The organism is Streptomyces sp. YIM 121038, from assembly GCF_006088715.1.
Lineage (GTDB): Bacteria > Actinomycetota > Actinomycetes > Streptomycetales > Streptomycetaceae > Streptomyces.
Genome location: NZ_CP030771.1, coordinates 2,592,938 through 2,617,819, shown reverse-complemented (window position 1 = coordinate 2,617,819; position 24,882 = coordinate 2,592,938). Strand labels below are relative to the sequence as shown.

Below are 24,882 nucleotides of genomic sequence, written 5' to 3'. Positions count from 1 at the left end.
GCCCGGCCTCGGGGCGTACGTCCCCGGCGTACCGGCGGTGGCAGTGGTGTCGGGGGCGCTCGTCACGACCGCAGCTCCTTACCCGTGAGCTCCAAGAAGACGTCCTCCAGGGTGTGCCGTTCGACGGAGATCCGGTCCGGCATGACGCCGTGCTGCGCGCACCAGGAGGTGACGGTGGCGAGCAGCTGGGGGTCGACGGTGCCGCTCACGCGGTAGGCGCCGGGGGTGAGTTCGGCGGCGGCGGAGTCCGGTGGCAGGGCCTTGAGGAGCGAGCCGACGTCGAGGCCGGGGCGGCCGGTGAAGCGCAGGGTGTTCTCGGCGCCGCCGCGGCACAGCTGTTCGGGGCTGCCCTGGGCGATGACCTTGCCGGCGTCGATGATGGCGACGTCGTCGGCGAGCTCCTCGGCCTCGTCCATGTAGTGGGTCGTGAGGATCACGGAGACGCCGTCGCGGCGCAGGTCGCGGACGAGGTCCCAGGTGGCGCGGCGGGCCTGCGGGTCGAGACCGGCGGTCGGCTCGTCGAGGAAGACGAGCTCGGGGCGGCCGACGACGGCCAGGGCGAGGGCGAGCCGCTGCTGCTGGCCGCCGGAGAGGCGGCGGTAGCCGGTGCGGCCGCAGGACTCCAGGCCGAGGCGGGCGATGAGGGCGTCCACGTCGAGCGGGTGGGCGTGCAGCGCGGCGACGTGCCGCAGCATCTCGTCGGCGCGGGCGCCGGAGTAGACGCCGCCGGACTGGAGCATCACGCCGACGCGCGGGCGCAGCCGGGCGGCCTGGGTGACCGGGTCGAGGCCGAGGACGCGGACGGTCCCGGCGTCGGGGGTGCGGTAGCCCTCGCAGGTCTCGATGGTGGTGGTCTTCCCGGCGCCGTTCGGGCCGAGCACGGCGGTCACGGTGCCTGCGCGGACGTCCAGGTCGAGGCCGTCCACCGCGGTCTTCGCCCCGTACCGCTTGACCAGGCCGTGGACCTGGACGACGGACTCATTTCCCATGACGGGAAGTCTAGAGAGGGTCGCGGGGGCCGTGGGCAGGGGGCCGACCCGGTCCTCTGTGCGGCCCGGTCAGGCGGTGTACGGCCGGTGCTCGGCCAGCCATCCCCGCGCGTAGGCGACCGCGTCGGGCAGCGGGAAGAGGCGGGCCGTGGCGGCGCCGACCAGGCCCCGTGTCACCGGGCGCTCCTTCTCGAAGGCGGCGCCCAGCTCGTCGAAGCGCTCCTCGGAGATGGCGGGCTCGCGCACGGTGAGCCAGCGGCGGCCCTCGTCCGTCATGACCGCGAAGGAGTTCTCGACCTCGGGTGCGGGCAGGCGGTACTCGGCCAGGTGGAAGGCCGTGCAGGCGTCGAACCCCGCGCCCAGGAGCAGCACGCGCGCGCCCGTCGCCTCCAGGGCGGCCAGGGGGCTGCGCTCGCCGAGGCGACAGTCGAGGGCGTGCTCGGCCATCAGCTCCTTCGCGCGGGCCCCGACGGCCGCGAAGGAGGTCTGCGGGTGGGCGCTGCGGACGGCGCCGGGCCAGGTGCGCACGGTCTCGGGGACGACGCCGACGCCGCGGACGCGGGCGGTGCGCGGGTCGTACGCGGGCATGGCGTCGCGGATCAGGGGCCACCACTCCTCGGGCACGGGAGGGTGCTGCCACTCGGCCGGGTCGGAGTTGTCCGAGGAGTGCGTGGGCACCACCAGGGTGCCCTCGTCGCCGAGGGCGTCGAGGAGGGCGAGGACGACTGTTTCCGCGCCGCCGCAGACCCAGCCGAGCGAGCTGAGCGAGGTGTGTGTGAAGAGCGTGTCGCCGCGTCGCACGCCGAGCGCGCGCAGCTCCTCGGCGAGCGTGGCGCGCGTACACAAAGGGCCGGTCACAGGGGGTGTCGACATGCTCAAGAAGTGTTGTGGAAAGCTTTCGCGAGCGCCACTGATTTGATCGATCGATGATCGTTTCCGCAGGTCAGCTTAGGTGAACCTAAGTGATGCACCGCACCGCTCGGTGGCCGGGGCACGGGTTGTCAGGCTCTGAGGAATTACGCAACAATGGCGTTGTGAAAAACGTTGGCGAGGCTCAGGAGACCCCTCCGGGGGCTCCCCAGGAAGAGCTCGCGACCGGTGAGCGGTCCACGCGCAACCGCGTCGCGCGCTCCATCCTGGACCACGGCCCGTCCACCGTGGCCGACCTCGCGGGCCGTCTCGGCCTGACCCAGGCCGCCGTCCGCCGCCACCTCGACGCCCTCGTCCAGGAGAACGTGGTCGAGGGCCGGGAGAAGCGGGTCTACGGCGCGCGCACGCGCGGCCGCCCCGCCAAGGTCTTCGCGCTCACCGACTGCGGCCGGGACGCCTTCGACCAGTCCTACGACAAGCTGGCCGCCGACGCCCTGCGCTGGATCGGGGAGACGCACGGCGAGGCGGCGGTCGTCGCGTTCGCCCGGGCCCGCGTCGCCGAGCAGGCGAAGGCGTACCGGGCGGCGATGGACGCCGCCCCCGCGGCGGACCGCACCCAGGCACTGGCGAAGGCATTGACCTCGGACGGGTACGCTGCTACGGCGCGTAGCGCACCCCATCCGCACAGCGGCGAGCAGCTCTGCCAGCACCACTGCCCGGTCGCCCACGTCGCCGAGCAGTATCCGCAGCTGTGCGAGGCGGAGACGGAGATCTTCTCCCAGCTGCTCGGGACGCACGTCCAGCGACTCGCCACCATCGCCCACGGCGACGGCGTCTGCACGACGTTCATCCCGCGCGGCGAGGTCCCGCACAGCACCCCACAGACCACCAACCACGCATCAGCAAGCACGGCCGGGAGGAACCCCGCATGACTCTCCCCACGGAGACTGCCCACCCTGAGCTCGAGGGCCTGGGCAATTACGAGTACGGCTGGGCCGACTCCGACGCGGCCGGTGCCGCCGCCAAGCGCGGTCTGAGCGAGGACGTCGTCCGCGACATCTCGGGCAAGAAGTCCGAGCCCGAGTGGATGACGAAGCTGCGCCTCAAGGGCCTGAAGCTCTTCGAGAAGAAGCCCATGCCGAACTGGGGCTCGGACCTGTCGGGCATCGACTTCGACAACATCAAGTACTTCGTGCGCTCCACGGAGAAGCAGGCGGAGTCCTGGGAGGACCTGCCCGAGGACATCAAGAACACGTACGACAAGCTCGGCATCCCCGAGGCGGAGAAGCAGCGCCTGGTCGCCGGCGTCGCCGCGCAGTACGAGTCCGAGGTCGTCTACCACCAGATCCGCGAGGACCTGGAGGAGCAGGGCGTCATCTTCCTGGACACCGACACGGCGCTCAAGGAGCACCCGGAGCTCTTCAAGGAGTACTTCGGGACCGTCATCCCCGCCGGTGACAACAAGTTCGCCGCGCTGAACACGGCCGTGTGGTCCGGCGGATCGTTCATCTACGTCCCCAAGGGCGTGCACGTCGAGATCCCGCTCCAGGCCTACTTCCGCATCAACACGGAGAACATGGGCCAGTTCGAGCGGACGCTGATCATCGTCGACGAGGACGCCTACGTCCACTACGTCGAGGGCTGCACGGCGCCGATCTACAAGTCGGACTCGCTGCACTCCGCCGTCGTCGAGATCATCGTGAAGAAGGGCGGCCGCTGCCGCTACACGACGATCCAGAACTGGTCGAACAACGTCTACAACCTGGTCACCAAGCGCGCCGTGGCCTACGAGGGCGCGACCATGGAGTGGATCGACGGCAACATCGGCTCCAAGGTCACCATGAAGTACCCGGCCGTCTACCTGATGGGCGAGCACGCCAAGGGCGAGACCCTGTCCATCGCCTTCGCGGGCGAGGGCCAGCACCAGGACGCCGGCTCCAAGATGGTCCACATGGCGCCGAACACGTCCTCCAACATCGTCTCCAAGTCGGTGGCGCGCGGCGGCGGCCGCACCTCGTACCGCGGCCTCGTCGAGATCGGTGAGGGCGCCGCCGGATCGAAGTCGAACGTGCTCTGTGACGCGCTGCTCGTCGACACGATCTCCCGCTCGGACACCTACCCCTACGTGGACGTCCGCGAGGACGACGTGTCCATGGGCCACGAGGCGACCGTCTCCAAGGTCTCCGAGGACCAGCTCTTCTACCTGATGAGCCGTGGCCTGACCGAGTTCGAGGCCATGGCGATGATCGTGCGCGGCTTCGTCGAGCCGATCGCCAAGGAGCTCCCCATGGAGTACGCCCTGGAGCTCAACCGGCTGATCGAGCTGCAGATGGAAGGCTCGGTCGGCTGACCTGCCGCCGTTCCAGCAGCTAGCGGCCCAGCGGGCCGAGGATCGCAACACGCAGAGAGAGAGCACCACGACAGCCATGGCTGAGGCTCAGAACATCCCGGTGGGATCGACCACCGCCGGCACCATCGCGGTGGCCGCCGAGTCCACCGTCGCCACCCGTATGAGCGCGCCCCCGTCCTTCGACGTGGCGGACTTCCCGGTGCCGCACGGCCGCGAGGAGGAGTGGCGGTTCACTCCGCTGGAGCGCCTGCGCGGGCTGCACGACGGCACCGCCGTCGCCACCGGCGAGGGCGTCAAGGTCGAGGTCGAGGCCCCCGAGGGCGTCACCGTCGAGACCGTCGGCCGCGACGACGCGCGCCTGGGCAGGGCGGGCACCCCGGTGGACCGGATCGCCGCCCAGGCGTACTCGTCCTTCGAGAAGGCCTCGGTCGTCACCGTCCCCAAGGAGACGGTGCTCTCCGAGCCGATCCGCATCGCCGTGCACGGCGAGGGCGGCACCGCCTTCGGCCACCAGGTCATCGAGCTGGGCGCGTTCGCCGAGGCCGTCGTCGTGATCGACCACTCCGGCGACGCGGTCCTCGCCGCCAACGTGGACTACGTCCTCGGCGACGGCGCGAAGCTCACCGTCGTCTCCGTACAGGACTGGGACGACAAGGCCGTGCACGTCGCGCAGCACAACGCGCTCGTGGGCCGCGACGCCTCCTTCAAGTCCGTGGTCGTCACCTTCGGCGGTGACGTCGTCCGCATCCACCCGCGCGTGGCGTACGCGGGCACGGGCGGCGAGGCCGAGCTGTTCGGCCTGTACTTCACGGACGCGGGCCAGCACCAGGAGCACCGCCTCCTGGTCGACCACAACGTCCCGCACTGCAAGTCCAACGTCGTCTACAAGGGCGCCCTGCAGGGCGACGCCGCGCACGCCGTGTGGATCGGTGACGTCCTCATCGAGGCCTCGGCCGAGGGCACCGACACCTACGAGATGAACCGCAACCTCGTCCTGACGGACGGCGCCCGGGTCGACTCGGTGCCGAACCTGGAGATCGAGACCGGCGAGATCGTCGGCGCGGGCCACGCGTCGGCGACCGGCCGCTTCGACGACGAGCAGCTGTTCTACCTGATGGCGCGCGGCATCCCGCAGCACGAGGCGCGCCGCCTCGTGGTCCGCGGCTTCTTCGCCGAGCTCGTTCAGCAGATCGGTGTCGCCGACATCGAGGAGCGGCTCATCGCGAAGATCGAAGAGGAGCTGGAGGCGTCCGTCGCATGACGTTCGTACGCGCCTGTGGACTGAGCGAGCTGGAGGAGGACACCCCGAAGCGGGTGGAACTCGACGGCACGCCGGTCTCGGTCGTCCACACCGAGGGTGAGGTGTTCGCGATCCACGACATCTGCTCGCACGCGAACGTCTCGCTCTCCGAGGGCGAGGTGGAGGACTGCCAGATCGAGTGCTGGCTGCACGGCTCCGCGTTCGACCTCCGCACCGGCAAGCCGTCCGGCCTTCCCGCGACGCGCCCCGTCCCCGTTTACCCCGTAAAGATCGAAGGGGACGACGTGCTCGTCTCCCTCTCCCAGGAGTCCTGAGGCACCCATGGCAACGCTTGAAATCCGCGACCTGCACGTGACCGTCGAGGTCGAGAACGGCACCAAGGAAATCCTCAAGGGTGTCGACCTGACCGTGAAGCAGGGCGAGACGCACGCCATCATGGGCCCGAACGGCTCCGGCAAGTCGACCCTCGCCTACTCCATCGCGGGCCACCCCAAGTACACGATCACGCAGGGCACCGTCACCCTCGACGGCGAGGACGTCCTGGCGATGGAGGTCGACGAGCGTGCCCGCGCGGGCATGTTCCTCGCCATGCAGTACCCCGTCGAGGTCCCCGGCGTCTCCGTCTCCAACTTCCTGCGCACGTCGGCGACGGCGATCCGCGGCGAGGCCCCCAAGCTGCGCACCTGGGTGAAGGAGGTCAAGGAGTCGATGGCCGGGCTCCAGATGGACCCGTCCTTCGCCGAGCGCAACGTGAACGAGGGCTTCTCCGGCGGTGAGAAGAAGCGCCACGAGATCCTGCAGATGGAGCTCCTCAAGCCGAAGATCGCGATCCTCGACGAGACCGACTCCGGCCTGGACGTCGACGCCCTGCGCGTCGTCTCCGAGGGCGTCAACCGCGTCCGTGACACGGGCGAGGTGGGCACCCTGCTCATCACGCACTACACGCGCATCCTGCGCTACATCAAGCCCGACTTCGTCCACGTGTTCGCGAACGGGCGCATCGCCGAGTCCGGCGGCCCCGAGCTCGCCGACAAGCTGGAGGCCGAGGGCTACGAGGCGTACGTGAAGGGAGGCGCGTCCGCGTGACACAGCTGCCGGGTCTCCTCGACACCGAGGCGCTCCGCAAGGACTTCCCGATCCTGGAGCGCTCGCTCCACGACGGCAAGAAGCTCGTCTATCTGGACAACGCGGCCACGTCCCAGACCCCGCGCCAGGTCATCGACGTACTCAGCGAGTACTACGAGCAGCACAACGCCAACGTCCACCGCGGCGTGCACGTCCTCGCCGAGGAGGCCACGGCGCTGTACGAGGGCGCCCGTGACAAGGTCGCGGCGTTCATCAACGCGCCGAGCCGCGACGAGGTGATCTTCACCAAGAACGCCTCGGAATCGCTCAACCTCGTGGCCAACATGCTCGGCTGGGCCGACGAGCCCTACCGCGTGGACCACGACACCGAGATCGTCATCACGGAGATGGAGCACCACTCCAACATCGTGCCGTGGCAGCTGCTCTCGCAGCGCACGGGCGCGAAGCTGAAGTGGTTCGGCCTCACCGACGACGGCCGGCTCGACCTGTCGAACATCGAAGAGGTCATCACGGAGAAGACGAAGATCGTCTCCTTCGTCCTGGTCTCCAACATCCTGGGCACGGTCAACCCGGTCGAGGCGATCGTGCGCCGCGCCCAGGAGGTCGGCGCGCTCGTCCTGATCGACGCCTCCCAGGCCGCGCCGCACATGCCGCTGGACGTGCAGGCCCTCCAGGCCGACTTCGTGGCCTTCACCGGCCACAAGATGTGCGGGCCGACGGGCATCGGCGTGCTGTGGGGCCGCCAGGAGCTCCTGGAGGACCTGCCTCCGTTCCTCGGCGGCGGCGAGATGATCGAGACGGTGTCCATGCACTCCTCGACCTACGCCCCCGCGCCGCACAAGTTCGAGGCGGGTACGCCCCCGATCGCGCAGGCCGTCGGCCTCGGCGCGGCCGTGGACTACCTCACGGCCATCGGCATGGACAAGATCGAGCGGCACGAGCACGCGATCACCGAGTACGCGGTGAAGCGCCTGCTCGAGGTCCCGGACCTGAAGATCATCGGCCCGTCCACGGCCGAGGACCGGGGCGCCGCGATCTCCTTCACGCTCGGCGACATCCACCCGCACGACGTGGGCCAGGTCCTCGACGAGCAGGGCATCGCGGTCCGGGTCGGCCACCACTGCGCCCGTCCCGTGTGCCTGCGCTACGGAATTCCCGCGACCACGCGAGCGTCGTTCTATCTGTACTCCACGCCCGGCGAGATCGACGCCCTGGTCGACGGCCTGGAGCACGTACGGAACTTCTTCGGCTGAGGGGCTGGCTCGGAGTGAAGCTGGATTCGATGTACCAGGACGTGATCCTGGACCACTACAAGCACCCGCACGGGCGTGGTCTGCGCGACGGCGACGCCGAGGTGCACCACGTCAACCCGACGTGCGGCGACGAGATCACGCTGCGCGTCAAGTACGAGGGCTCGCGCATCAGCGACGTGTCGTACGAGGGCCAGGGCTGCTCCATCAGCCAGGCCAGCGCGTCCGTCCTGAACGAGCTGCTCGTCGGCAAGGAGCTCGCCGAGGCGCAGAAGATCCAGGCCGTGTTCCTGGAGCTGATGCAGTCCAAGGGCAAGCTGGAGCCGGACGACGCGATGGAGGAGGTCCTGGAGGACGCGGTCGCGTTCGCCGGGGTCTCCAAGTACCCCGCGCGCGTGAAGTGTGCTCTGCTGAGCTGGATGGCGTGGAAGGACGCGACGGCGCAGGCCCTGGGGGCCGACGCCGACGCCGAAAGGAAGACGGCATGAGCGAGAACACTGTGGCTTCTGAAGAGGGCCTCACGACCAAGCCCGCCTCGGAGGAAGAGGTCCGCGAGGCGCTCTACGACGTCGTCGACCCCGAGCTGGGCATCGACGTCGTCAACCTGGGCCTGATCTACGGCATCCACGTCGACGACGCCAACATCGCCACCATCGACATGACGCTCACCTCGGCGGCCTGCCCGCTGACCGACGTCATCGAGGACCAGGCGAAGTCCGCCACGGACGGCATCGTCAACGAGCTCCGGATCAACTGGGTCTGGATGCCGCCGTGGGGCCCGGACAAGATCACCGACGACGGCCGCGAGCAGCTGCGGGCGCTCGGGTTCAACGTCTGAGGTCCCCTGCGGAGCAGCGTGCTCCCCGGGCTCGCGAGGCCCCCGCGCCCCTGGGCGCGGGGGCCTCGTCGCATGCCGGTTCCCGTTTTTTGTGTACAGCCGTACGCAACGATATGTACTCTCGTACGCATGGGATACGGACTGCTGGCCGCGGCCATCGCGGCGGAGGTGGCCGGGACGACGGCCATGAAGTACAGCGAGGGGTTCAGCAGGCTGTGGCCCTCGCTGGTCACCGTGGTGGGGTACGTCCTGGCCTTCGCGCTGCTCGCCCAGACCCTCAAGACCCTCTCGGTGGGGACCGCCTATGCGATCTGGGCGGGGATCGGGACCGCCGCCGTCGCCGCCATCGGGATGCTGTTCCTGGGGGAGTCGACGAGCCTGGTGAAGTTCGCCGGGATCGCCCTCGTGATCGCGGGCGTCGTCGTGCTGAATCTGGGAGGGGCCCACTAGTGGGGCGGCGGTACGACCCCGAGCGGCGGCAGCGGATCATCGACGCGGCGATCCGTCTGGTGGGCCGGGAGGGGATCGCGGGCCTGAGCCACCGGTCCGTCGCCGTCGAGGCCGATGTGCCGCTGGGGTCCACGACGTACCACTTCAAGACGCTCGACGAGCTGCTCGTGGCCGCGCTGCGGCAGTCCAGCGAGGCGTACGCGAAGACGGTCGGCGCCCGCGGGCTGCTGCGGGGCCCGGACGCCGACGTCGCGGGCGAGCTGGCCGCGCTGCTCGGGGAGTGGCTCCTCGGGCGGCGCCAGGGCGTGGAGCTGGAGTACGAGCTGTACTTGGCGGCCCTGCGCAGGCCCGTCCTGCGGCCCGTCGCGGGCGAGTGGTGCGGCGGCCTGATCGATCTGCTGCGGGAGCACACCGACACCGCCACCGCGCGCGGCCTGAGCGCGCTGATGGACGGCATCTGCCTCCAGGTGCTGCTCGCGGGGGACACCTACGACGAGGCCTACGCCCGGGAGATGTTCGGGCGGCTGCTGGCCGGGCCTGCCGCGGGGCGCGGCTGATCCGCGGGGCCGCGCTGACGCGCGGGTGGCCCGGCGGGGCTGGGCGCCGCGGTCCGGCGAGGGGCGTGTGCTGCGGTCCGGCCACGGACGTGCGCCGCGGTCGGGGGTGGTGCCTGCGCTGTGGGCAGGGGCAGGGGCAGGGGCGGCGGTGGCAGGGCGTGTGCCGCGGTCCGGCCATGGGCGTGTGTCGCGGGCAGGGTCGGGGTCGGGGTGTGCCCCGTGGGTGGGCGTGTGCCGCGGGCCGTGGGCTGCGCGGGCCGTGGGTGGGTGCCGGTTCGCTTCCGTGGGGGCGGCCCGGTTAGGTTTTCACCCATGACCGATACGACTGCTTCCCGCACCACCGGCGCCGTGGGCGCCGGGCTCGCCACCATCGCCGCCGACGGCACCGTGCTCGACACCTGGTTCCCCGCCCCCGAGCTCGTCGACGAGCCGGGCCCCGCCGGGAGCGAGCGGCTGAGCGCCGAGCGTGCCGTGGAGCTGCTCGGCGAGGGCGCCGCGAAGGCGATCGGCCCGGACGCCCGCCGCGGTGTGGAGGTCGTCGCCGTCCGTACGGTCATCGCCTCGCTCGACGAGAAGCCGCTGGACGCGCACGACGTCTACCTGCGTCTGCACCTGCTCAGCCACCGCCTGATCAAGCCGCACGGCGCCAGCCTGGACGGCATGTTCGGCTTCCTCGCCAACGTCGCCTGGACCTCGCTGGGCCCGGTCGCCGTCGACGACCTGGAGAAGGTCCGGCTGAACGCCCGCGCCGAGGGCCTGCACCTGGCGGTGACGAGCGTCGACAAGTTCCCGCGCATGACGGACTACGTCGCCCCCAAGGGCGTCCGCATCGGCGACGCCGATCGCGTCCGGCTCGGCGCGCACCTCGCCGAGGGCACCACCGTGATGCACGAGGGCTTCGTGAACTTCAACGCGGGCACGCTCGGCACCTCCATGGTCGAGGGCCGCATCTCCGCGGGCGTCGTCGTCGGCGACGGCTCCGACATCGGCGGCGGCGCCTCCACCATGGGCACGCTCTCCGGCGGCGGCAACGTCCGCATCGTCATCGGCGAGCGCTGCCTGATCGGCGCCGAGGCGGGCGTCGGCATCGCGCTCGGCGACGAGTGCGTCGTCGAGGCGGGCCTGTACGTCACGGCCGGCACGCGCGTGACCATGCCCGACGGACAGATCGTCAAGGCCCGCGAGCTGTCCGGCGCCTCGAACATCCTCTTCCGCCGCAACTCGGTCACCGGCGCGGTCGAGGCCCGGCCGAACAACGCGGTGTGGGGCGGCCTGAACGACGTGCTGCACAGCCACAACTGACCGTCACGGTCCCGCACGAAAAGGGCGCCCCACCTCACCGGGATGCCGTTGGCGAATTCGGGGTCCTGCTACTTCGCCCCGTCGATCGTTTGGTCGGCGGGGCGAAGTCGTGCGAAGTGGCTGGTGCGGGTCCGGGCCAGGGGTGTTCCGGTGAGGTGGGCGTCGAGGCGGGCAAGGTTGATCGCGGTTGCGGTGAGCTGGTGCTGGAGGCGGGTTCTGGCGAGTCCGCGGTAGCGGCACCGGCGCAGACCGGCGGTGTGAACAGCGTGGGAGAGGGTGCCCTCGATGCCGTTGCGGGCCGCGTAGCGTTCCCGCCACTCGGGAGTGCCCTGGGCTGCACGGGCCTGTTGGATCGCCTCGTGTTCGGCCCGGGGCCGCAGGGTGATTTCCCTTCTCGCGGCTCGGGGTGAGCTCACGCACTCGGGGCGCGCGGGGCAAGTGCGGCAGTCAGCGGGTGAGAACCGGACGATGATGATGGGGGCGCCACGATCGGAGATCTTGTCCCGCCATTGGGTGGCGTTCTTGCCGTTCGGGCAGGTCACGGTCTGGCTCTGCCAGTCGATGGCGAAGGCGCTCTGGCTGTAGGGGCCGCTGGCCTGGGCAGTGGTGTTGCCGCGGATGGGGCCGGTCAGGGTGATGCCGTACTGACGATCGGCGGTGACGATGCGGGGTCCGTCGATGTAGCCAGCGTCCAGTAGATGCTCGCCGGGCAGAAGGTCCCTGGCGGCGAGGGCGTCGTGGACCAGGTTGGTGGCCGTGCTGTCCTGGACGGTAGCGTCCTGCGTCAGCACGTTCGTGATCAGGTGAGACGTGTCCGCATCGCAGGTCTCGGTCAAATGGACCTTGAAACCGTCCCACTTGATATCCCGCTTCACACTCGCGCGAGCGTCGGTGTCATAGGGGCTGACCAGGCGAAGAGCACCCGGCGGGCACTCTTTTGGGTCCCGCCATCGCACCTCGCCCTCCGTATCGAACACGTACTGCTGAACCCAGGCCCGGCGCAGGATCTGGACGGCGGGCAGCTCGCGCAGCCACACGGGCGCCCCGGCGGCGTGCACGTCGGCCAGCAGGCGCATGCCGTCCCGGCCGGTCTGCTCGGCCAACTCGGTCCGCTTGGCCTTGCCGGAGGGCAGCCAGTAGTCCTCCGGCCGGGTGGCATACCGGTCGAACCAGGCCGGATCAGCGTGGGCGGACAGCCAGTTGGGGGCCGCAGCGGCGAGTGCGTTGAGCGCAGCGCGCAGGGTCTCGATGACGAACTCCAGCCGGTTCAGCGACCGGATCGCGGCCAGTACGTGGGTGGAGTCGGTGCGGGCCCTGCCTGGCGCCTTCAGCATTCCCGCCTTCCGGGCGGACTCCAGGACGTGGTCGAAGACCTGCTGCCCCGCTTCCGCCTCGACCAGCCGGGTGCGGAACTCGCTGAGTACGGAGTAGTCGAAGCCCGGGTCGGTAAGCTCCAGGCCCAGGGCGTATTTCCAGTCGATCCGGGCCCGCACCGCCAGGGCCGCCTGCCGATCGGGCAGCCCCTCGGCGAACTGGAGTACCGACACCAGCGCGAGCCGGCCCGGGGACCAGGCCGGCTTGCCCCGGGACGGGAACAGATCCGCGAACTGCTCGTCCCGGAACAGCACCCCCAGCTCATCCCGCAACCGGATCGCCAGACTGCCCTTCGGGAACGCCGCCTGGGCCACCCGCACCGTCTCCGCGGGGATCTCCCCATCTCCGATCGGACGCATCGACATCGACACCCACCCCATACGACAACGTCGGCCTTCAAGACCACAACCAGGTCTTGAAGGCCGACGTCACGCAGAGCCCCGAATTCGCCAACGGCATCCCTCACCGGTGGGGCGCCCTTCGTGCGTATGCTGCGCGAAACGGAGGGGAGATCGGAATGAACAGATCGGGAACGAAGGCCTTGGTGTCGGCGAGCGCGGCGGTGGCGCTGCTGCTCGCCGGGGGCGGGCCGAGCGTGGCCAAGGACGCGGGTGCCAAGGGCGCGGGTACCAAGCCCAAGGGGAGTCACAGCTATAAGCTCCAGCACACCGACATCCACTATGGCGGCCCCAAGGATCGCTTCGAGTCGCAGCTGAAGCTCCCGGACGGCCGCCGCGTGGCCATGCACTACCTGGACAAGAAGGGTCTGTACGTCCAGGACTACAGCCCCAAGGAACGCGGCTGGTCCAAGCCGAAGAACATCTATCGCACCAAGACCGACGTCTGCCAGGGCATCACGCTCAAGCACCGCGCCGGCACGGTCGCCGCGATCGCCGACTGGGCGCTGTACTGCTACGACGGCGAGCCCCCGCAGGAGTCGCTCGCCGCCGTCTCCACCGGCCGTCTGACGAAGTGGGACCGCCACCTCACCAGGAGCTTCGACGGCTGGGCCAAGGCCGACATCACCAAGAACGGCAAGCAGGTCACGTTCAAGTACCACGAGCACCGGCTGAAGTGGACCAAGGCGAAGGGCTTCCCCAGGAACCCGCTCTCCGACTGAGAGCCCGGTCACCGCACCCGGCCCCCGGACCCGCGTCGCGCACCAGGCATAGCGACGCGGGTCCTCGCACGTCATCCACAGCAGAGGGGGCAGTGAGGCCGCCGGAGAAGAGAAGGTGACGATGGATGCCGAAAGCCAGGACCGCTTCCGGGAGTTCGTGGAGAGCAGGTCCGGCGCCCTGCTGAGGACCGCCGTCCTGCTCAGCGGCGGCGACCGGCACGCCGCGGAGGACCTGCTGCAGAACGCCCTGGTGAAGGTCGCCGACCGGTGGAGCAGGCTCGACGAGCCCGAGGCGTACGTCCGGCAGGTCCTCTACCGGCAGCAGGTCAGCCGCTGGCGGCTGAAGTGGCCGCGCCGCGAGGTGGCCGTCGCCGAGCCCCCGGAGCGGGCGGGCGACGGCGGGGAGGGCGCCGCCGAACTGCGCGTCGTGATGCGCGGCGCGCTCGCCCGGCTCACCCCGCGCCAGCGCTCCGTGCTCGTCCTGCGGTACTTCGAGGACCTGCCGGAGGCCGACGTGGCCCGGATCCTCGGCTGCTCCGTCGGCACGGTCCGCAGCACCGCGCACCGCTCGCTGGCCCGGCTGCGCGCCCTCGCGCCCGAGCTCGCGGCGCTCGGCCCGGCGTTCGCCGAGACCGCGCCGCCCCGTGACATCTCACCTGTGGAGGTACGTCCGTGAACGTAGAGCAGCTGGTGCGCGAGGCGCTCCAGGAGGAGGCCGCGGCGGGCGGCACGCCACGGGGCGACCTCGCCGACCGGGTCCTGACCGCCCGGCGGCGGCGCAACCGGCGCGGCGTCGCCGGGGCCGCCGCCGTGACGGCGGCCCTCGTCGCCGCGATCCTGACGGTGCCGGGGACGGGCGACGGCCAGGAGACGGCGAGCCCGGCGAGCGAGTCGATCACCGGGGACGTGGTGGGCCACCCCGACCAGTCGCCGCCGCGCGACCTGATCGCGGCCGGGAACACCGCCGTGTCCGGCTACTTCACCAGCCGCGCGGTCAAGCAGTCGAACGGTCAAGAGCTGTTCACCCGCTACTACACCGTGCTCGACCAGAAGACGGGCCGGTACAAGGCGCTCGACACGAAGTGGGCCTGGGCCGCCGTGGCGCCCGGGATGCGCACCGCCGCGGTCCTGGAGGGTGAACTGCCCGCCTGGCGCATCGGCCTGCTCGACCTCGTGACCGGGAAGGTGGAGCGCTGGATCCCCACGAACCGCCCGGTCGCGGGCGTCGAGTGGTCCCCGGACGGCAAGCGCCTCGTGGCGACCGCCTACAGCAAGAACCCCGACCGGATCGACCGCCCGAGAGGCAACCGCACCGGCTTCTACCTCGTCGACGCGGGCTCGGGCGAGGTCGGCCCCTTCCGGACGCTGCGGCAGCCGAAGCCGGACAAGTGGGGCAACTACGACGGCAACTCCCGTGAGGACGTCGGCTGGAGCCACGACGGCACCAGGCTCTACGTCGAGCGGCCCAAGTCCAGCGGCGGCAAGTCCGACAACCGCGCGTGGTACACCACGTCCGGCGCGAGGACGGCCCCGCCCGCGGGGGAGCGGTTCGCGGGCTGGTCCCAGGCCGGTCTGTCGCCCGACGGGAAGCACGTCGCGGTCGACGGAGACTCCGAAGGCTCCTGGATCATCAACGCGACGACCGGCCAGAAGGTCGGCCTCGTGCCCGGCATGCAGCCGCTCGCCTGGGCCGACAGCAAGCGCCTCATCACCATCGGCTGCGACCCCAAGAGGTGCAGCGGCAAGAACGAGTACCGCAGCCAGCTGCTGCTCGTCACCGTCGGCAGCAAGAAGGCCGTGCCGCTGAGCGGCTTCCGCAAGGCGTCCGCCGACTACCTCGGGCGCTGGATGCCGCTGACCGCCGCCCGCTGACCGCCGCCCGCTGATCCGTCACCGCGGCCCGTCGACCCTCCCGGTCGGCGGGCCGCGGGGGCGCGCGACCGCGAAGTCGGGACGCGCCGGTGCCAACGCGCCCCCGAATGCGTCACCATGGCGGGAGCCAGGCGAACACGTCCGTCGCGTACCGCGCGCACAGGAGGCAGCATGAGGCTGGGCAAGGCACTCGCCACCGGAATCGCCGAGGAAGAGCCCCGCGGGAGCGCGGCGGCCGACGAAGAGACGCCCGAGCTCGTCCTGGACGCCGAGGAGCGGGAGGCGGCCGCCGCGCACGAGGTGACCGTCGCGCACGAGGTGACCGTCGGCCGATGAGCCTCCGGCTTCCCGAGGAACGCCCGAAGGAGCCGCCGACCGCGTACAAGATCGCCCACCCGATGCTGTCCCACGACGGCACCCGGGCCGCCTTCACCGGCATCTCCCTGGGCGGCAGCCTGCCCTACGGCGTGCTCGACGAGGCCCGCTGCGCCTACGGCAGACGGCACCGCGCGCCGCACCGGCGCTGCGACTGCGGCTTCCACAGCGTGCACGCCCGCGCCGAGGCCGAGGGGCTGCTGTGCACCGCGGAGCACCGCACGGCCGCCCTGCTGCGCGTCGCGGTGCTCGGCGCGTACATCCGCTTCGAACGGGGCTTCCGCTCCGCGCGCCAGCGGGTCCGCTCGGTGACCGTGCAGCCCTGCGACTGCGGCGCGGCCGCCACCGGCCTCGCCGACGCGGGCTGGGGCAGACCCGGCTGGCGCGCCCTCGAAGGGGTGTGCGGCCGGTGCGGGCGCGGCGGCGGCCGGGCGGCGGTGACCCTGTCCGGGTTCGCGGCCGCGGCGGGCGAGGGACTGCGGGTGACCGCCGCCCCCGCGGCGTCCGGGCCGGGCCCGGCGGGCCTCGGCCTGCCCGAGCTGACCGCGGAGGCGGCCCTGCTCCAGGCCCGCCTCGACTGGTTCCAGAGCGAGTTGGGGCGGCTGCGCGAGCCGGACTAGGGGCGCGGACCGCTCCCCGGGGGCGCGCGGAGGGGGCGCCTGGGCGGGGAGGGGCGGGCGGTGGCCGGAGTGCGCCGCGGGCGCCGACGCCTCGTTGACGGAGCGCTCGACTCCGCAGGACCCTCGGGCCATGACCTCGCATCCGTACGCGCGGTACGTCGCCGTCGGAGACAGCCGTACCGAAGGGCTCGGCGACGGTGACGAACACCGTGGCTACCGTGGCTGGGCCGACCGGCTCGCGGAGATCCTCGCCGTCGGCCACCCGGACTTCTCGTACGCCAACCTCGCGGTGCGCGGCCGCGTCACGGAGCGGGTGAAGGACGACCAGCTCGGGCCCGCCCTGGCCCTGAAGCCGGACCTGGCGACCGTGGTGGCCGGGGTCGACGACCTGGTCGGGCCGGGCTACGACGCGGCCCGCACGGCCCGCACCATGGAGGAGATGTTCGCCGAACTCACCGGGGCGGGCGCCTGCGTGGCCACGGTGACCATCCCCGACATCGGCCGCATCGCCCCGCTCGCGCGCCGCGCGCAGCCCCGCGTGATGGACCTCAACGCCCGCATCCGCGCGGCCGCCGACCGGCACGGCGTCGTCGTGCTCGACCTGTTCCCGCAGCGGATCACGGCCGACCCGCGGCTGTGGAGCCCCGACCGGATGCACGCGAGCCCGCTCGGCCACGCCCGGATCGCCGCGGGCGTCGCCGACGCGCTCGGCGTCCCCGGGTACGCGGACTGGGCCCGGCCGCTGCCGCCGCTCGCGCGGGTCTCCGCGATCGGCGGCGCGGCGCAGGAGGTGCGGTGGCTCGCGGGGGCGGCGGGCCCGTGGGTGCGGCGGCGGGCCTGGCGGTGGCGCGTGCCGCGCAACGACGGGCACACCGCGAAGCGGCCGGGCCTCGACGTGGTGACGCTGTCGGAACGGGCTTGACCTCAACCTTGGTTGACCTTGGAACGTAGGTGGTGCGGGCGGCCGGACGGCGGGCCCGCATCCCTACTGACCTCGGAGGACCCCGATGACGCAGCGCCTGACCACACCCCCCGCCCCGCTCGCCGGGGACGCGGGCCTGACCTTCTTCAGCACCTGGCGCCTCGGCACGCCCGAGCGGCAGCGGGCCGCGGCCGAGGCGATCGCCCGCGCCTGGGAGAGCCGGGAGTGGCCGCACGAGGGGCTGCTGTCGTACAGCGTGTACGAGGGCCTCGACGGCCGGACCCTGATGCACCACTCGCAGTGGCGCGACGAGCAGGCCTACCAGGACTTCTTCGCGCGGGGGCGCGACGAGCGGAACGCGGAGATCGACGCGGCGGTGCCGGGGATCGAGCGGGTCGGTCTGACGAAGACGAGCCGCTACCGGAGCGTGGGCCCGGAAGCGGGCGTGCCCACGGGCTTCACGACGGTCGAGGCCGACCTCGAAGGGGCGGACCCCGACCGTCGCCGAGGCTGGGCGGACGCCTCGCTCGCCGCGCACGCCGGGGTGCCCGGCCTCGTCGCCGCGCACGCGCATCTGAGTACGGACGGGACGCGGGGCCTCACGTACGCGCAGTGGACGCAGGAGACCGGGGGCGCGGTGGCGGACGGCACCTTGAAGCGGTACCGGTTCGCCTTCGGCGTGGGGCCTACGGCTTGAAGCGGATGACCTGGGGGTCGTGGTCGCTGTTCTGGTCGGCGAACTCGGCGTTCACGTGGACGCTGTCGTAGGCGAAGCGGCCGACCCCCGGGCTGACCAGGATCTGGTCGAGGACCTGGGAGTTGCCCTGGTAGACGTAGGAGTAGCGCTCGGCGCGGGGCAGGGACTTGATGCCCGCGCGCAGCGCGCCGCCCGCCTCCAGGGCCTGGGTGGCCGGGGAGAACTCGAAGTCGTTGATGTCGCCGACGACCACGACGTCCGCGTTCCGCTCGGCCGCGCGGACCTTGCGCACGAAGGCGTTGACCGCCGTGGCCTGCTTCACGCGCTGGACCTCCGAGGAGCGGCTCGGCGGCTGGTGGTGGGAGGTCAGGGACTCGTCGCCGCCCTTGGAGGCGAAGTGGTTGGCGATCACGAAGACGGTCCTGCCGCGGAAGGTGAACTCGCCCGCGAGCGGCTTGCGGCTGTTGGTCCACGCCTCGTTCGCCGGGTCGATCCGGCCGGGCGAGCGGGTGAGCGCGGCGCGCTTCCCCTCGCGCACGACGTCCGTCGGCGTGGTCGCGTCGCCGCCCGGGCGGTCGGTGAAGGACACCCGCTCGGGGTTGTAGAGGAAGACCTGGCGGATGTTGCCGCCGGGCTCGCCGCCGTCCTTGTTGTTCTCCGGGTCGACCGAGCGCCACGCGTAGCGCGGGCCGCCCGCCGCGGCGATGGCGTCCGTGAACTTCTTCAGGGTCTGGTCGGCGGCCACCGTGCCGTCGTTCTTCGCGCCGTTGTTGTCCTGGATCTCCTCCAGGGCCACGACGTCCGGCGAGGCGAGGTTCGTGACCACCGCCTGCGCGAGCGCGTCGAACTTGGCCTGCGGGTCGCCCGGGTCCAGGTTCTCCACGTTGTACGTCGCCACGGCGAGCTCGCGCTCGCGCTGCGGCCGGGTGCGCTCCCGCTCCAGGCCCTTGCGCACGACCTCGCCGAGGGAGCGCGCGGCGAGCGTGTACCCGCCGAACTGGTTGAAGTCCAGCGGCCCTTCGGTGGTCCCGGTCAGGGCGTCCCCGACGTCCGCCTTCGGGAACGGCCGCTCGGCGACCGGGGCCAGCTGCTGGATCTGGAGCCGCCCGGTGTTCTGCGCCTCGTACGAGCCGTAGCGCGCGCCCCCGCGCCGGGTGGTGTTCTCGTGCGGCTTCACGGTCACCCAGAGCTCGTTGTACGGGTCGCTCGCGCCGACCACGCGCGAGGAGCCGACGCGTACGTTCATGCCCTCAAGGGACTCGTAGAGGTCCAGGGCGTACGCGCGGGGCCGCAGCGGCAGCTTGTTGACGCTGTTGCCGTCGGCCGGGTCACCGGCGGGCGCGTACGCGGACGGCACCGACTTGGCGCCGATCGTGACGGGGGCGGGCAGCTCGTTGCCCGAGGACTCGACGGTCACGGTCGGCTTGGTGAGCTGCGTGAGGGACTGGTTGCCGGAGGCGGCGCCGCCGGGGACGTACTCGGTGACCGTGCCGGAGACGCGGACCGCGTCGCCCGCCTTCACGGTCGGCGTGGTGCCGGTGTAGACGAAGACGCCCTCGCTGGTGGCGGGGTCGTCGTCCGCCTTCGCGTCCTGGATCCAGAAGCCCTTCGAGCCGTACGTCCGTACTCCGGTGACGATGCCCGGCACGTCGGCGACCTGCTGACCCGCGAGCGGGGAGAGGCGCGTGCCGCCCTGGACGTCGTGCACGCGCACCTCGCCGGCGTCCGCGGCCGTGGAGGAGGCCGCCGAGCTGGTCGCGGCGAGCAGACCGGCGGCGAGGGCGGTGGCGACGACCGCGCTCACGGCGGCGGATCTGGGCATGCGGGACCGGGATATGTGGGACATCGAGGACTCCGGGTTCGGGGTTGAGGGGCAGAGGGCACGCGACTCGGGGAGGTGGCGCTCTACGCGCGTCAATCTCCGGTGTGACCAGGGGAGTTGTCAAGGTCGGAGCGGTGTCCCGAGGCTGTACGTCTTCTGACAGGGACATGAACTGAGGCAAAGAGGGGCAAGCGCGGAACACCGCGGGCGACGTGGGCGGGGTGCCCTGTAGGGGCGCGGGGAACTGCGCGACCGGCCACGATGCACCCGCAGGCGACGGACGGGCGGAGACCCGGCGGGGCACGGGCGGAGGCCCGGGGGTGGGGGCGCGGAGGCGTCGGGGGGAGTGGGGCCCGGGATGTGTCCCGGGGGAGCCGGGCCCGGGGGCGCGGTGGGCGGCAACCGGGCAAACCCGTCTACGCTGCACGCAGCAGACCCGTACCCCGTCAGGCCCGTCAGGAGAACCAGCCGATGTCCCAAAGCCCCGCCACCCTGCCGCCGGTGCTGCTGCACTCAGAAGCGGAGCTCGCGCGGGACGCGCTCGCGACCCCCCTGCTCGCCCGCGCCGTGCGGCTCGCCCGCTGGGCCGGGCCCGACACGCGGGTCGGCGCGGGCGGCGAGCTCGTCGACGAGCAGCTGCCCGCGGCGGCGGCCGAGCTCGGCCTCGTCGACGGGGTGGACGGTCTGGAGGCCGGGGACGCGGCGGCGTACGCGAGCGAGGCCTGGCGGGTCGCCGTCGACACCGGCCTCGTCGAGGTCGAGGACGCCGACGAGGACGACGCCGAGGGCACCGTCGCCACCGGCGAGGACCTCGCCCTGATCACCTCGGGCGGCCCGCAGGACGTCCTCGGCATCTGGCTCGGCGCCCTGGACACCGTCTTCGCCGACGCGACGGTGCCCGACCTGGAGGACCTCGTCGACGTCATCCAGGGCGGCGGCGAGATCGACTTCGCCGAGCTGGGCTGGGACCCGCAGGCCGAGGCCGAGTTCCTGGAGGGCGTCCTCGGCAATCTGTATCTGCTGACCGTCAGCGAGGGCGCCCCCGAGGACGGCGCGGTGCCGCTGCCCGCGCTCGCCGCGTCCATGATCGTGCCGGACGACATGGGCGAGCCCACCGACGACATCCTGGAGCAGGTCTCCGACGCGATGATGCGGCTCGACGACCAGTTCCGGATGTTCGAACCCGTCGGACTCGTCGAGTACCAGCCCGTGGACGAGGCCCTCATGGCGGACGTCGACGAGGCCGCGGAGGCCGCCGGGACCGCGGGGGAGCCGCTGCCGCCCGTCGACGACGAGGACGTCACGCGCTACGGCATGGTCAGGCTGACGCCGCTCGGTCTCTACGGGGTGCGGGCGCGGATGCTGGAGGCCGGGGTCGACGCGCCCGCCGTCGGCGACCTCGCGGACAAGGGCGCCGACTCGCTGCTCGACGCCACCGCAGCGTTCCCGCGGGCCGCCGCGCAGGCCGAGATCGAGCGGTGGCTCGACGGGCGCGAGCCGCTGGCCGCGGCCCGGGAGCTGCTGGCCGCCGCGCGCGGGGCGGACGAGGGCGCGCCGCTGCGGCGGCTCCACTGCCAGCAGGCGCTCTCCCTCGTCGGGGGCGCGGCCGAGCCCGCCCTGCGCGAGGTCCTCGACGACGCCGAACTCGGCGGGCTCGCACGGGTGTGGCTCGCCGAGCACGGGGCCGCCGACGTGCCCGCCCCCTCCGAGGGCATGGTCTTCTGGCTGACCATCGACACGGTCGCGGCACAGCTGGCGGCCGAGGGGAACTCCGACGAACTGCGCGCGCTCGTCGAGGGGCTCGCCGCCCAGCACAGCGGGTTCTTCGCCGCGGCGTGGCGGGTCGACCACCCGGCCACGGCGGAGGTCCTGGAGGCGATGGGGCGGCTGCACTCGGACAAGAAGGTGGCCAAGGAGGCCCGCAAGGCGGCCTTCAAGGCCAGGTCGCAACAGGCCTAGCCCCACCCGGGCAGGGCTTTCTCCCGCCCGCCCGCCCCTCCTGAATCTGCCGGTCACGCGCCGCCGTCCGTCGCCGGACGACGGCGTGCAAGCCGCTAGGTCGGGGCCCCGCCCCGGTCGCCGGGGCAGGTACGGGTGGGCGGGTGGGAGAACACCCCGCCGCGGAGCGGCGGGGCCTGTGCTGCCGGGCCGGCGTGAGGCCTAGCACTCGTAGCGGGTCGTGTGGCGGAACGACGACGTGGCGCCCTCGAAGCCGTACGTCCCCCGGTACGCCGGCGGGTTCTGGTACTGACCGACGATCGTGATCGTCGACGCGCAGGACCCCTGCCCCGCCCGCTTCGCGTCCAGGCGCAGCGTGTCGCCGATGTGGCCGCCGGTGATGTCCCACGGAGCACCGCAGATGCCCGAGGTGATCCGGCCGCCGATGACGACGTGCGGATAGGTGTTGGGGTTGTACTTCACCTCCATCGCGAAGGTGACCTGCCCGTTGTGGAGGGTGAGCTTGCAGGCCGTCGCGACGGCCTCCGCGGACACCTCCAGCTGAGCGGGCGCGGCGAACGCCTCGTCGCGGGTCTTGACCTGGGCGCCCTGCGGGTTGAAGAAGTGGTGTTCCGCGCGGGACCGGTCCTTCTGCTTGCGTGCCTGGGTGGTCATGGGGTGGGCTCTCCCTTCCCGGCCGTCAGGCCAGCTGCTCGGCTACCTCGACGCGCAGCAGCGCGCGGACGTTCTCGATGTGGTTGATCACGGTGACCGTCGACGAGCCGGCGAAGAGCAGCCCGAGGGCGACGTTGTCGAAGGAGGTCACCAGGGACCCCGAGTCGCCGCCCGCGGAGATGTTCGTGGTGAGGATCTGGTCCTTGAACCGGGCGGTGCCCGCCGTGCCGTAGTTGACGTCGATGGTCGCGTCGACGGAGATGATCCGGCCGAAGCTGATGTTGGTGGTGCGGCCCGACTTCTTCACGCGGTCGCCCACCGCCACATTGGTCTTGCGCCGCCAGGCGCGCGGCGCCCCGCTGAAGTACTGCTCGCGCGTGGCGTCCTGGAAGTCCACGGCCGCGAGGGCCGCGTCGACCACGTTGTTGTGCCGGTCGAGCGGGATCTGCGGGGCGAACTGGATGGTGATGAAGCGCTCCAGGGTCGCGATGCGGTCGGCGGGGTCCTGGCCCCCGTCGAAGACGCCCGGCTGCACGACGGGGCTGCCGAGCTGGGCCCGGTTGGAGTCGGCGAGCACGTGGTTGTTGGACAGGATGTAGAACTTCGCCGGTACGCCGAGGCCCGCGGCGGGCGGGTCGACGGAGGCGCCGGGCAGGAAGTCGTAGACGACGCTGCCGAGGGTGCCCGCGGTCACGCGGACGTTGCCGACGGAGAAGCCCGAGGGGCACGGCCGCATCCGCCGCTTGAGCAGCTGCGGCTCGAACGCGCCGAGCCCGCCGGGCTCTTCGAGCCGCGGCTGCCCGAGGCCCGCGAGCTGTTCGCCGATGCCGCCGTCGCCGTCGTACGCGCGCCGCCCGCGGTTCTCGGCCCGTACGCCGGTGCGCTGCTGCCGCTGGGCGGCGACGTGGCCGACGGCGATGATGTCGGTGGGCGTGCCGTCGTCCATCTGACGCGGAATCACATCCCGTTCGGGAAGCAGCGACTCCGGCACCTTCTGGGTCACGAAGACCAGGACGGCGGGCTCGCCGGTGGGCTCTCCCGAGGTCCACTTGACGCCGTGGCCGAAGCCGACGACGTTCGCGAGCGGCTCCTCGCGGCGCAGGAAGTCGCCGAGCGCCTGCTGCCGGGAGCTGTCACTGAGGGTGCCGCCGGTGGGTCCTCGCATCCATTCGGACTGGCTCACGCCAGACCACCCCTTTTCCTGAGTTTCCCCTGGCTGGAGGTCCGAGGTCCGGAGCGTGCCGTCAGGAGCCGCCCTGCGCGCCGACGTCGCCGATGGCGAGGACGCGCACGGGGACGCCCTCGAGCACGTCCGGGACCACGTCTTCGTCCCGGAGCCGGTCGCGCGGCACGCGGCGGGTGACGAAGACGATGATCACGTCCGCGCCCGAGCGCTCGTCCTTCCCGACGCCGACCCCGGTCACGTTGGCCAGCCTCATCAGCTGGTCCTCGTGCAGGTGGCGCGCCTGGCGTGCGTCCACTCCGGCTCGCCTCCCGCGTGGGTGATGCAGGTAGGGGTTGTTTATTGCCGGGGACCAGGGCGGTCAAGGCGGTCTGCGGTAAATCATGGCTTTACAGCCGGTCCGCGTCTGTTGACCTTGTTTACGAAGTCCCTTCCGACCAGTTACGTGCCCGTCATCTTCGTACAGATCAACGCCGGGCGCGCGGGCCCCGGCCCGGAGCGCTCAAGTCCGCAAGTACGAGGCGCCGTTGAGGTCCATGACCGTGCCCGAGGCCCACTCCGCCGCGGGCGAGGACAGCCAGAGCACCGCCGCCGCGATCTCCTCCGCGGTGCCCGTGCGCCCGAAGGGACTCTGCGCCCGGATGGCCTCGCCCTCCGCGCCGCCGAGGCGGTGCGCGACCCGCTCGGTGGCGAAGAAGCCGGGCGCCACCGACGCCACCGCGATGCCGTGCGGCGCGAGCGCCACCGCGAGGGACTGGCCGAGCGCGTGCACGGCCGCTTTCGTCGCGCCGTACGCCGGGTGCTCGGGCTCGCCCCGGAAGGCGCCGCGCGAGCCGATGTTGACGATGCGCCCGCCCGTGCCCTGGCCGATCATCCGGTGCGCGGCGAGATGACTGAGGTTCGCCGTGGCCAGCAGGTTGACGGCGGTGTGCCGCTGCCACAGGGCCGCCCAGTCCTCGTACGAGGTGGTGGCGGGCGGGTGCGGCAGGTTCACGGCGGCGTTGTTGACGAGCACGTCGATGCCGCCGAGCGCCTCGGCAGCGCGGTCCGCGACGTCCTTCGCCCCCGCGGGGTCCGACAGATCGCCGCCGACCAGCGCGTGCCCGGTGCCCGCGAGCGAGTCGAGCGTCGCGCGCGCCTCCTCCTCGCGCGCCCCGAAGTGCACCGCCACGCGGTCGCCGTTGTCCGCGAAGGCGCGGGCGAGGGCCCGGCCGAGCCCGCGTGAGGCGCCGCTGACCAGAACGCGACGGCCGGTGCTCTGCACAGTCATACGGATCTCCTGGTTCGCCAAGGGGTGGCACTGCTGGAACGCCGTACTCCGGAAGTCGACC

27 protein-coding genes are annotated in these 24,882 nt (G+C 72.0%); 19 read left to right on the top strand and 8 right to left on the bottom strand.

Going from position 1 to position 24,882, the window contains the following annotated elements; genetic code table 11:
* Positions 1-62: 62 nt before the first annotated feature.
* Positions 63-989, bottom strand: a complete 927-nt coding sequence (locus tag C9F11_RS10845) for an ABC transporter ATP-binding protein (protein WP_138959071.1) — start codon at positions 987-989, stop codon at positions 63-65.
* A 69-nt stretch (positions 990-1,058) separates the two neighbouring features.
* On the bottom strand, positions 1,059-1,862 hold the full coding sequence (locus C9F11_RS10840) for an AAC(3) family N-acetyltransferase (protein WP_138959070.1): 804 nt from the start codon (positions 1,860-1,862) through the stop codon (positions 1,059-1,061).
* A 161-nt stretch (positions 1,863-2,023) separates the two neighbouring features.
* On the opposite strand from C9F11_RS10840, the gene C9F11_RS10835 reads away from it, so the two are divergent.
* The 11 genes from C9F11_RS10835 (at position 2,024) to dapD (ending at position 10,953) form a co-directional block, all read left to right on the top strand.
* Complete coding sequence (locus C9F11_RS10835; protein ID WP_249401680.1) at positions 2,024-2,791, top strand: ArsR family transcriptional regulator; 768 nt, start codon at positions 2,024-2,026, stop codon at positions 2,789-2,791.
* On the top strand, positions 2,788-4,209 hold the full coding sequence (gene sufB, locus C9F11_RS10830) for a Fe-S cluster assembly protein SufB (protein WP_138959068.1): 1,422 nt from the start codon (positions 2,788-2,790) through the stop codon (positions 4,207-4,209). Before C9F11_RS10835 ends, sufB begins: the two co-directional genes overlap by 4 nt.
* 76 nt (positions 4,210-4,285) lie before the next feature.
* On the top strand, positions 4,286-5,470 hold the full coding sequence (gene sufD / locus C9F11_RS10825) for a Fe-S cluster assembly protein SufD (RefSeq protein ID WP_138959067.1): 1,185 nt from the start codon (positions 4,286-4,288) through the stop codon (positions 5,468-5,470).
* Positions 5,467-5,784, top strand: coding sequence for a bifunctional 3-phenylpropionate/cinnamic acid dioxygenase ferredoxin subunit (locus tag C9F11_RS10820; protein WP_030687200.1), 318 nt, complete (start codon positions 5,467-5,469; stop codon positions 5,782-5,784). Before sufD ends, C9F11_RS10820 begins: the two co-directional genes overlap by 4 nt.
* A gap of 7 nt (positions 5,785-5,791) precedes the next feature.
* Positions 5,792-6,556 carry a Fe-S cluster assembly ATPase SufC gene (sufC, locus tag C9F11_RS10815; protein WP_138959066.1) on the top strand — a complete coding sequence of 255 codons (765 nt, stop codon included), beginning with the start codon at positions 5,792-5,794 and terminating at the stop codon, positions 6,554-6,556.
* Complete coding sequence (locus C9F11_RS10810) at positions 6,553-7,809, top strand: cysteine desulfurase (protein WP_138959065.1); 1,257 nt, start codon at positions 6,553-6,555, stop codon at positions 7,807-7,809. The genes sufC and C9F11_RS10810 overlap by 4 nt, the downstream gene beginning before the upstream one ends.
* A gap of 14 nt (positions 7,810-7,823) precedes the next feature.
* The gene (gene sufU, locus C9F11_RS10805; RefSeq protein WP_138959064.1) at positions 7,824-8,294 is read left to right on the top strand and encodes a Fe-S cluster assembly sulfur transfer protein SufU; all 471 of its coding nucleotides are present in this window, start codon (positions 7,824-7,826) and stop codon (positions 8,292-8,294) included.
* Positions 8,291-8,644, top strand: coding sequence for a metal-sulfur cluster assembly factor (locus C9F11_RS10800; protein WP_138959063.1), 354 nt, complete (start codon positions 8,291-8,293; stop codon positions 8,642-8,644). Before sufU ends, C9F11_RS10800 begins: the two co-directional genes overlap by 4 nt.
* A gap of 129 nt (positions 8,645-8,773) precedes the next feature.
* Positions 8,774-9,094 carry a multidrug efflux SMR transporter gene (locus C9F11_RS10795; RefSeq protein WP_138959062.1) on the top strand — a complete coding sequence of 107 codons (321 nt, stop codon included), beginning with the start codon at positions 8,774-8,776 and terminating at the stop codon, positions 9,092-9,094.
* The gene (locus C9F11_RS10790; protein ID WP_138959061.1) at positions 9,094-9,651 is read left to right on the top strand and encodes a TetR family transcriptional regulator; all 558 of its coding nucleotides are present in this window, start codon (positions 9,094-9,096) and stop codon (positions 9,649-9,651) included. The genes C9F11_RS10795 and C9F11_RS10790 overlap by 1 nt, the downstream gene beginning before the upstream one ends.
* Before the next feature lie 312 nt (positions 9,652-9,963).
* Positions 9,964-10,953 carry a 2,3,4,5-tetrahydropyridine-2,6-dicarboxylate N-succinyltransferase gene (gene dapD / locus C9F11_RS10785; protein ID WP_138959060.1) on the top strand — a complete coding sequence of 330 codons (990 nt, stop codon included), beginning with the start codon at positions 9,964-9,966 and terminating at the stop codon, positions 10,951-10,953.
* 68 nt (positions 10,954-11,021) lie between these two features.
* Here dapD and C9F11_RS10780 read toward each other — a convergent pair whose 3' ends face one another.
* The gene (locus tag C9F11_RS10780) at positions 11,022-12,692 is read right to left on the bottom strand and encodes an IS1182 family transposase (RefSeq protein WP_138958190.1); all 1,671 of its coding nucleotides are present in this window, start codon (positions 12,690-12,692) and stop codon (positions 11,022-11,024) included.
* A gap of 152 nt (positions 12,693-12,844) precedes the next feature.
* Here C9F11_RS10780 and C9F11_RS10775 point away from each other — a divergent pair, with 152 nt between their 5' ends.
* The 7 genes from C9F11_RS10775 to C9F11_RS10750 all read left to right on the top strand — a co-directional run bounded on the left by C9F11_RS10775 (position 12,845) and on the right by C9F11_RS10750 (position 17,933).
* Positions 12,845-13,447 (top strand): hypothetical protein, encoded by a 603-nt coding sequence (locus C9F11_RS10775; protein WP_249401679.1) that lies wholly within the window; start codon positions 12,845-12,847, stop codon positions 13,445-13,447.
* A gap of 121 nt (positions 13,448-13,568) precedes the next feature.
* Entirely contained in the window at positions 13,569-14,123 is a 555-nt protein-coding gene (locus tag C9F11_RS10770) for a SigE family RNA polymerase sigma factor (RefSeq protein WP_138959059.1), read from the top strand.
* Positions 14,120-15,319 (top strand): WD40 repeat domain-containing protein, encoded by a 1,200-nt coding sequence (locus C9F11_RS10765; RefSeq protein WP_138959058.1) that lies wholly within the window; start codon positions 14,120-14,122, stop codon positions 15,317-15,319. Before C9F11_RS10770 ends, C9F11_RS10765 begins: the two co-directional genes overlap by 4 nt.
* Before the next feature lie 171 nt (positions 15,320-15,490).
* The gene (locus C9F11_RS47325) at positions 15,491-15,655 is read left to right on the top strand and encodes a hypothetical protein (RefSeq protein ID WP_171075698.1); all 165 of its coding nucleotides are present in this window, start codon (positions 15,491-15,493) and stop codon (positions 15,653-15,655) included.
* A complete protein-coding gene (locus C9F11_RS10760) occupies positions 15,652-16,314 on the top strand; it encodes a hypothetical protein (protein WP_138959057.1) in 663 nt (220 codons plus the stop codon). Before C9F11_RS47325 ends, C9F11_RS10760 begins: the two co-directional genes overlap by 4 nt.
* Before the next feature lie 130 nt (positions 16,315-16,444).
* Positions 16,445-17,236 (top strand): SGNH/GDSL hydrolase family protein, encoded by a 792-nt coding sequence (locus C9F11_RS10755; RefSeq protein ID WP_138959056.1) that lies wholly within the window; start codon positions 16,445-16,447, stop codon positions 17,234-17,236.
* Between the two features lie 85 nt (positions 17,237-17,321).
* A complete protein-coding gene (locus C9F11_RS10750) occupies positions 17,322-17,933 on the top strand; it encodes an antibiotic biosynthesis monooxygenase (protein ID WP_138959055.1) in 612 nt (203 codons plus the stop codon).
* On the opposite strand, the gene C9F11_RS10745 is transcribed toward C9F11_RS10750, so the two are convergent.
* Positions 17,923-19,755, bottom strand: coding sequence for an endonuclease/exonuclease/phosphatase family protein (locus C9F11_RS10745; protein WP_249401678.1), 1,833 nt, complete (start codon positions 19,753-19,755; stop codon positions 17,923-17,925). The two genes, C9F11_RS10750 and C9F11_RS10745, sit on opposite strands and share 11 nt — an antisense overlap.
* Positions 19,756-20,226: 471 nt before the next feature.
* Between C9F11_RS10745 and C9F11_RS10740 the strand changes: the two genes are divergently transcribed.
* Entirely contained in the window at positions 20,227-21,714 is a 1,488-nt protein-coding gene (locus C9F11_RS10740; protein WP_138959053.1) for a hypothetical protein, read from the top strand.
* Between the two features lie 201 nt (positions 21,715-21,915).
* On the opposite strand, the gene C9F11_RS10735 is transcribed toward C9F11_RS10740, so the two are convergent.
* The 4 genes from C9F11_RS10735 to C9F11_RS10720 form a co-directional block, all read right to left on the bottom strand.
* On the bottom strand, positions 21,916-22,368 hold the full coding sequence (locus C9F11_RS10735) for a hypothetical protein (protein ID WP_138959052.1): 453 nt from the start codon (positions 22,366-22,368) through the stop codon (positions 21,916-21,918).
* 25 nt (positions 22,369-22,393) lie between these two features.
* A complete protein-coding gene (locus tag C9F11_RS10730) occupies positions 22,394-23,551 on the bottom strand; it encodes a S1 family peptidase (RefSeq protein ID WP_249401677.1) in 1,158 nt (385 codons plus the stop codon).
* Between the two features lie 61 nt (positions 23,552-23,612).
* Positions 23,613-23,849 carry a hypothetical protein gene (locus C9F11_RS10725; RefSeq protein ID WP_249401676.1) on the bottom strand — a complete coding sequence of 79 codons (237 nt, stop codon included), beginning with the start codon at positions 23,847-23,849 and terminating at the stop codon, positions 23,613-23,615.
* A gap of 204 nt (positions 23,850-24,053) precedes the next feature.
* On the bottom strand, positions 24,054-24,821 hold the full coding sequence (locus tag C9F11_RS10720) for an SDR family oxidoreductase (protein ID WP_138959051.1): 768 nt from the start codon (positions 24,819-24,821) through the stop codon (positions 24,054-24,056).
* Positions 24,822-24,882: the final 61 nt, after the last annotated feature.

Coding starts and splice junctions, on each gene's coding strand:
- C9F11_RS10845 (WP_138959071.1), bottom strand. CDS start 989: ATGGGAAATGAGTCCGTCGTCCAGGTCCACGGCCTGGTCAAGCGGTAC.
- C9F11_RS10840 (WP_138959070.1), bottom strand. CDS start 1,862: ATGTCGACACCCCCTGTGACCGGCCCTTTGTGTACGCGCGCCACGCTC.
- sufB (WP_138959068.1), top strand. CDS start 2,788: ATGACTCTCCCCACGGAGACTGCCCACCCTGAGCTCGAGGGCCTGGGC.
- sufD (WP_138959067.1), top strand. CDS start 4,286: ATGGCTGAGGCTCAGAACATCCCGGTGGGATCGACCACCGCCGGCACC.
- C9F11_RS10820 (WP_030687200.1), top strand. CDS start 5,467: ATGACGTTCGTACGCGCCTGTGGACTGAGCGAGCTGGAGGAGGACACC.
- sufC (WP_138959066.1), top strand. CDS start 5,792: ATGGCAACGCTTGAAATCCGCGACCTGCACGTGACCGTCGAGGTCGAG.
- C9F11_RS10800 (WP_138959063.1), top strand. CDS start 8,291: ATGAGCGAGAACACTGTGGCTTCTGAAGAGGGCCTCACGACCAAGCCC.
- C9F11_RS10795 (WP_138959062.1), top strand. CDS start 8,774: ATGGGATACGGACTGCTGGCCGCGGCCATCGCGGCGGAGGTGGCCGGG.
- dapD (WP_138959060.1), top strand. CDS start 9,964: ATGACCGATACGACTGCTTCCCGCACCACCGGCGCCGTGGGCGCCGGG.
- C9F11_RS10780 (WP_138958190.1), bottom strand. CDS start 12,692: ATGTCGATGCGTCCGATCGGAGATGGGGAGATCCCCGCGGAGACGGTG.
- C9F11_RS10775 (WP_249401679.1), top strand. CDS start 12,845: ATGAACAGATCGGGAACGAAGGCCTTGGTGTCGGCGAGCGCGGCGGTG.
- C9F11_RS10770 (WP_138959059.1), top strand. CDS start 13,569: ATGGATGCCGAAAGCCAGGACCGCTTCCGGGAGTTCGTGGAGAGCAGG.
- C9F11_RS47325 (WP_171075698.1), top strand. CDS start 15,491: ATGAGGCTGGGCAAGGCACTCGCCACCGGAATCGCCGAGGAAGAGCCC.
- C9F11_RS10760 (WP_138959057.1), top strand. CDS start 15,652: ATGAGCCTCCGGCTTCCCGAGGAACGCCCGAAGGAGCCGCCGACCGCG.
- C9F11_RS10755 (WP_138959056.1), top strand. CDS start 16,445: ATGACCTCGCATCCGTACGCGCGGTACGTCGCCGTCGGAGACAGCCGT.
- C9F11_RS10750 (WP_138959055.1), top strand. CDS start 17,322: ATGACGCAGCGCCTGACCACACCCCCCGCCCCGCTCGCCGGGGACGCG.
- C9F11_RS10745 (WP_249401678.1), bottom strand. CDS start 19,755: ATGCCCAGATCCGCCGCCGTGAGCGCGGTCGTCGCCACCGCCCTCGCC.
- C9F11_RS10740 (WP_138959053.1), top strand. CDS start 20,227: ATGTCCCAAAGCCCCGCCACCCTGCCGCCGGTGCTGCTGCACTCAGAA.
- C9F11_RS10735 (WP_138959052.1), bottom strand. CDS start 22,368: ATGACCACCCAGGCACGCAAGCAGAAGGACCGGTCCCGCGCGGAACAC.
- C9F11_RS10720 (WP_138959051.1), bottom strand. CDS start 24,821: ATGACTGTGCAGAGCACCGGCCGTCGCGTTCTGGTCAGCGGCGCCTCA.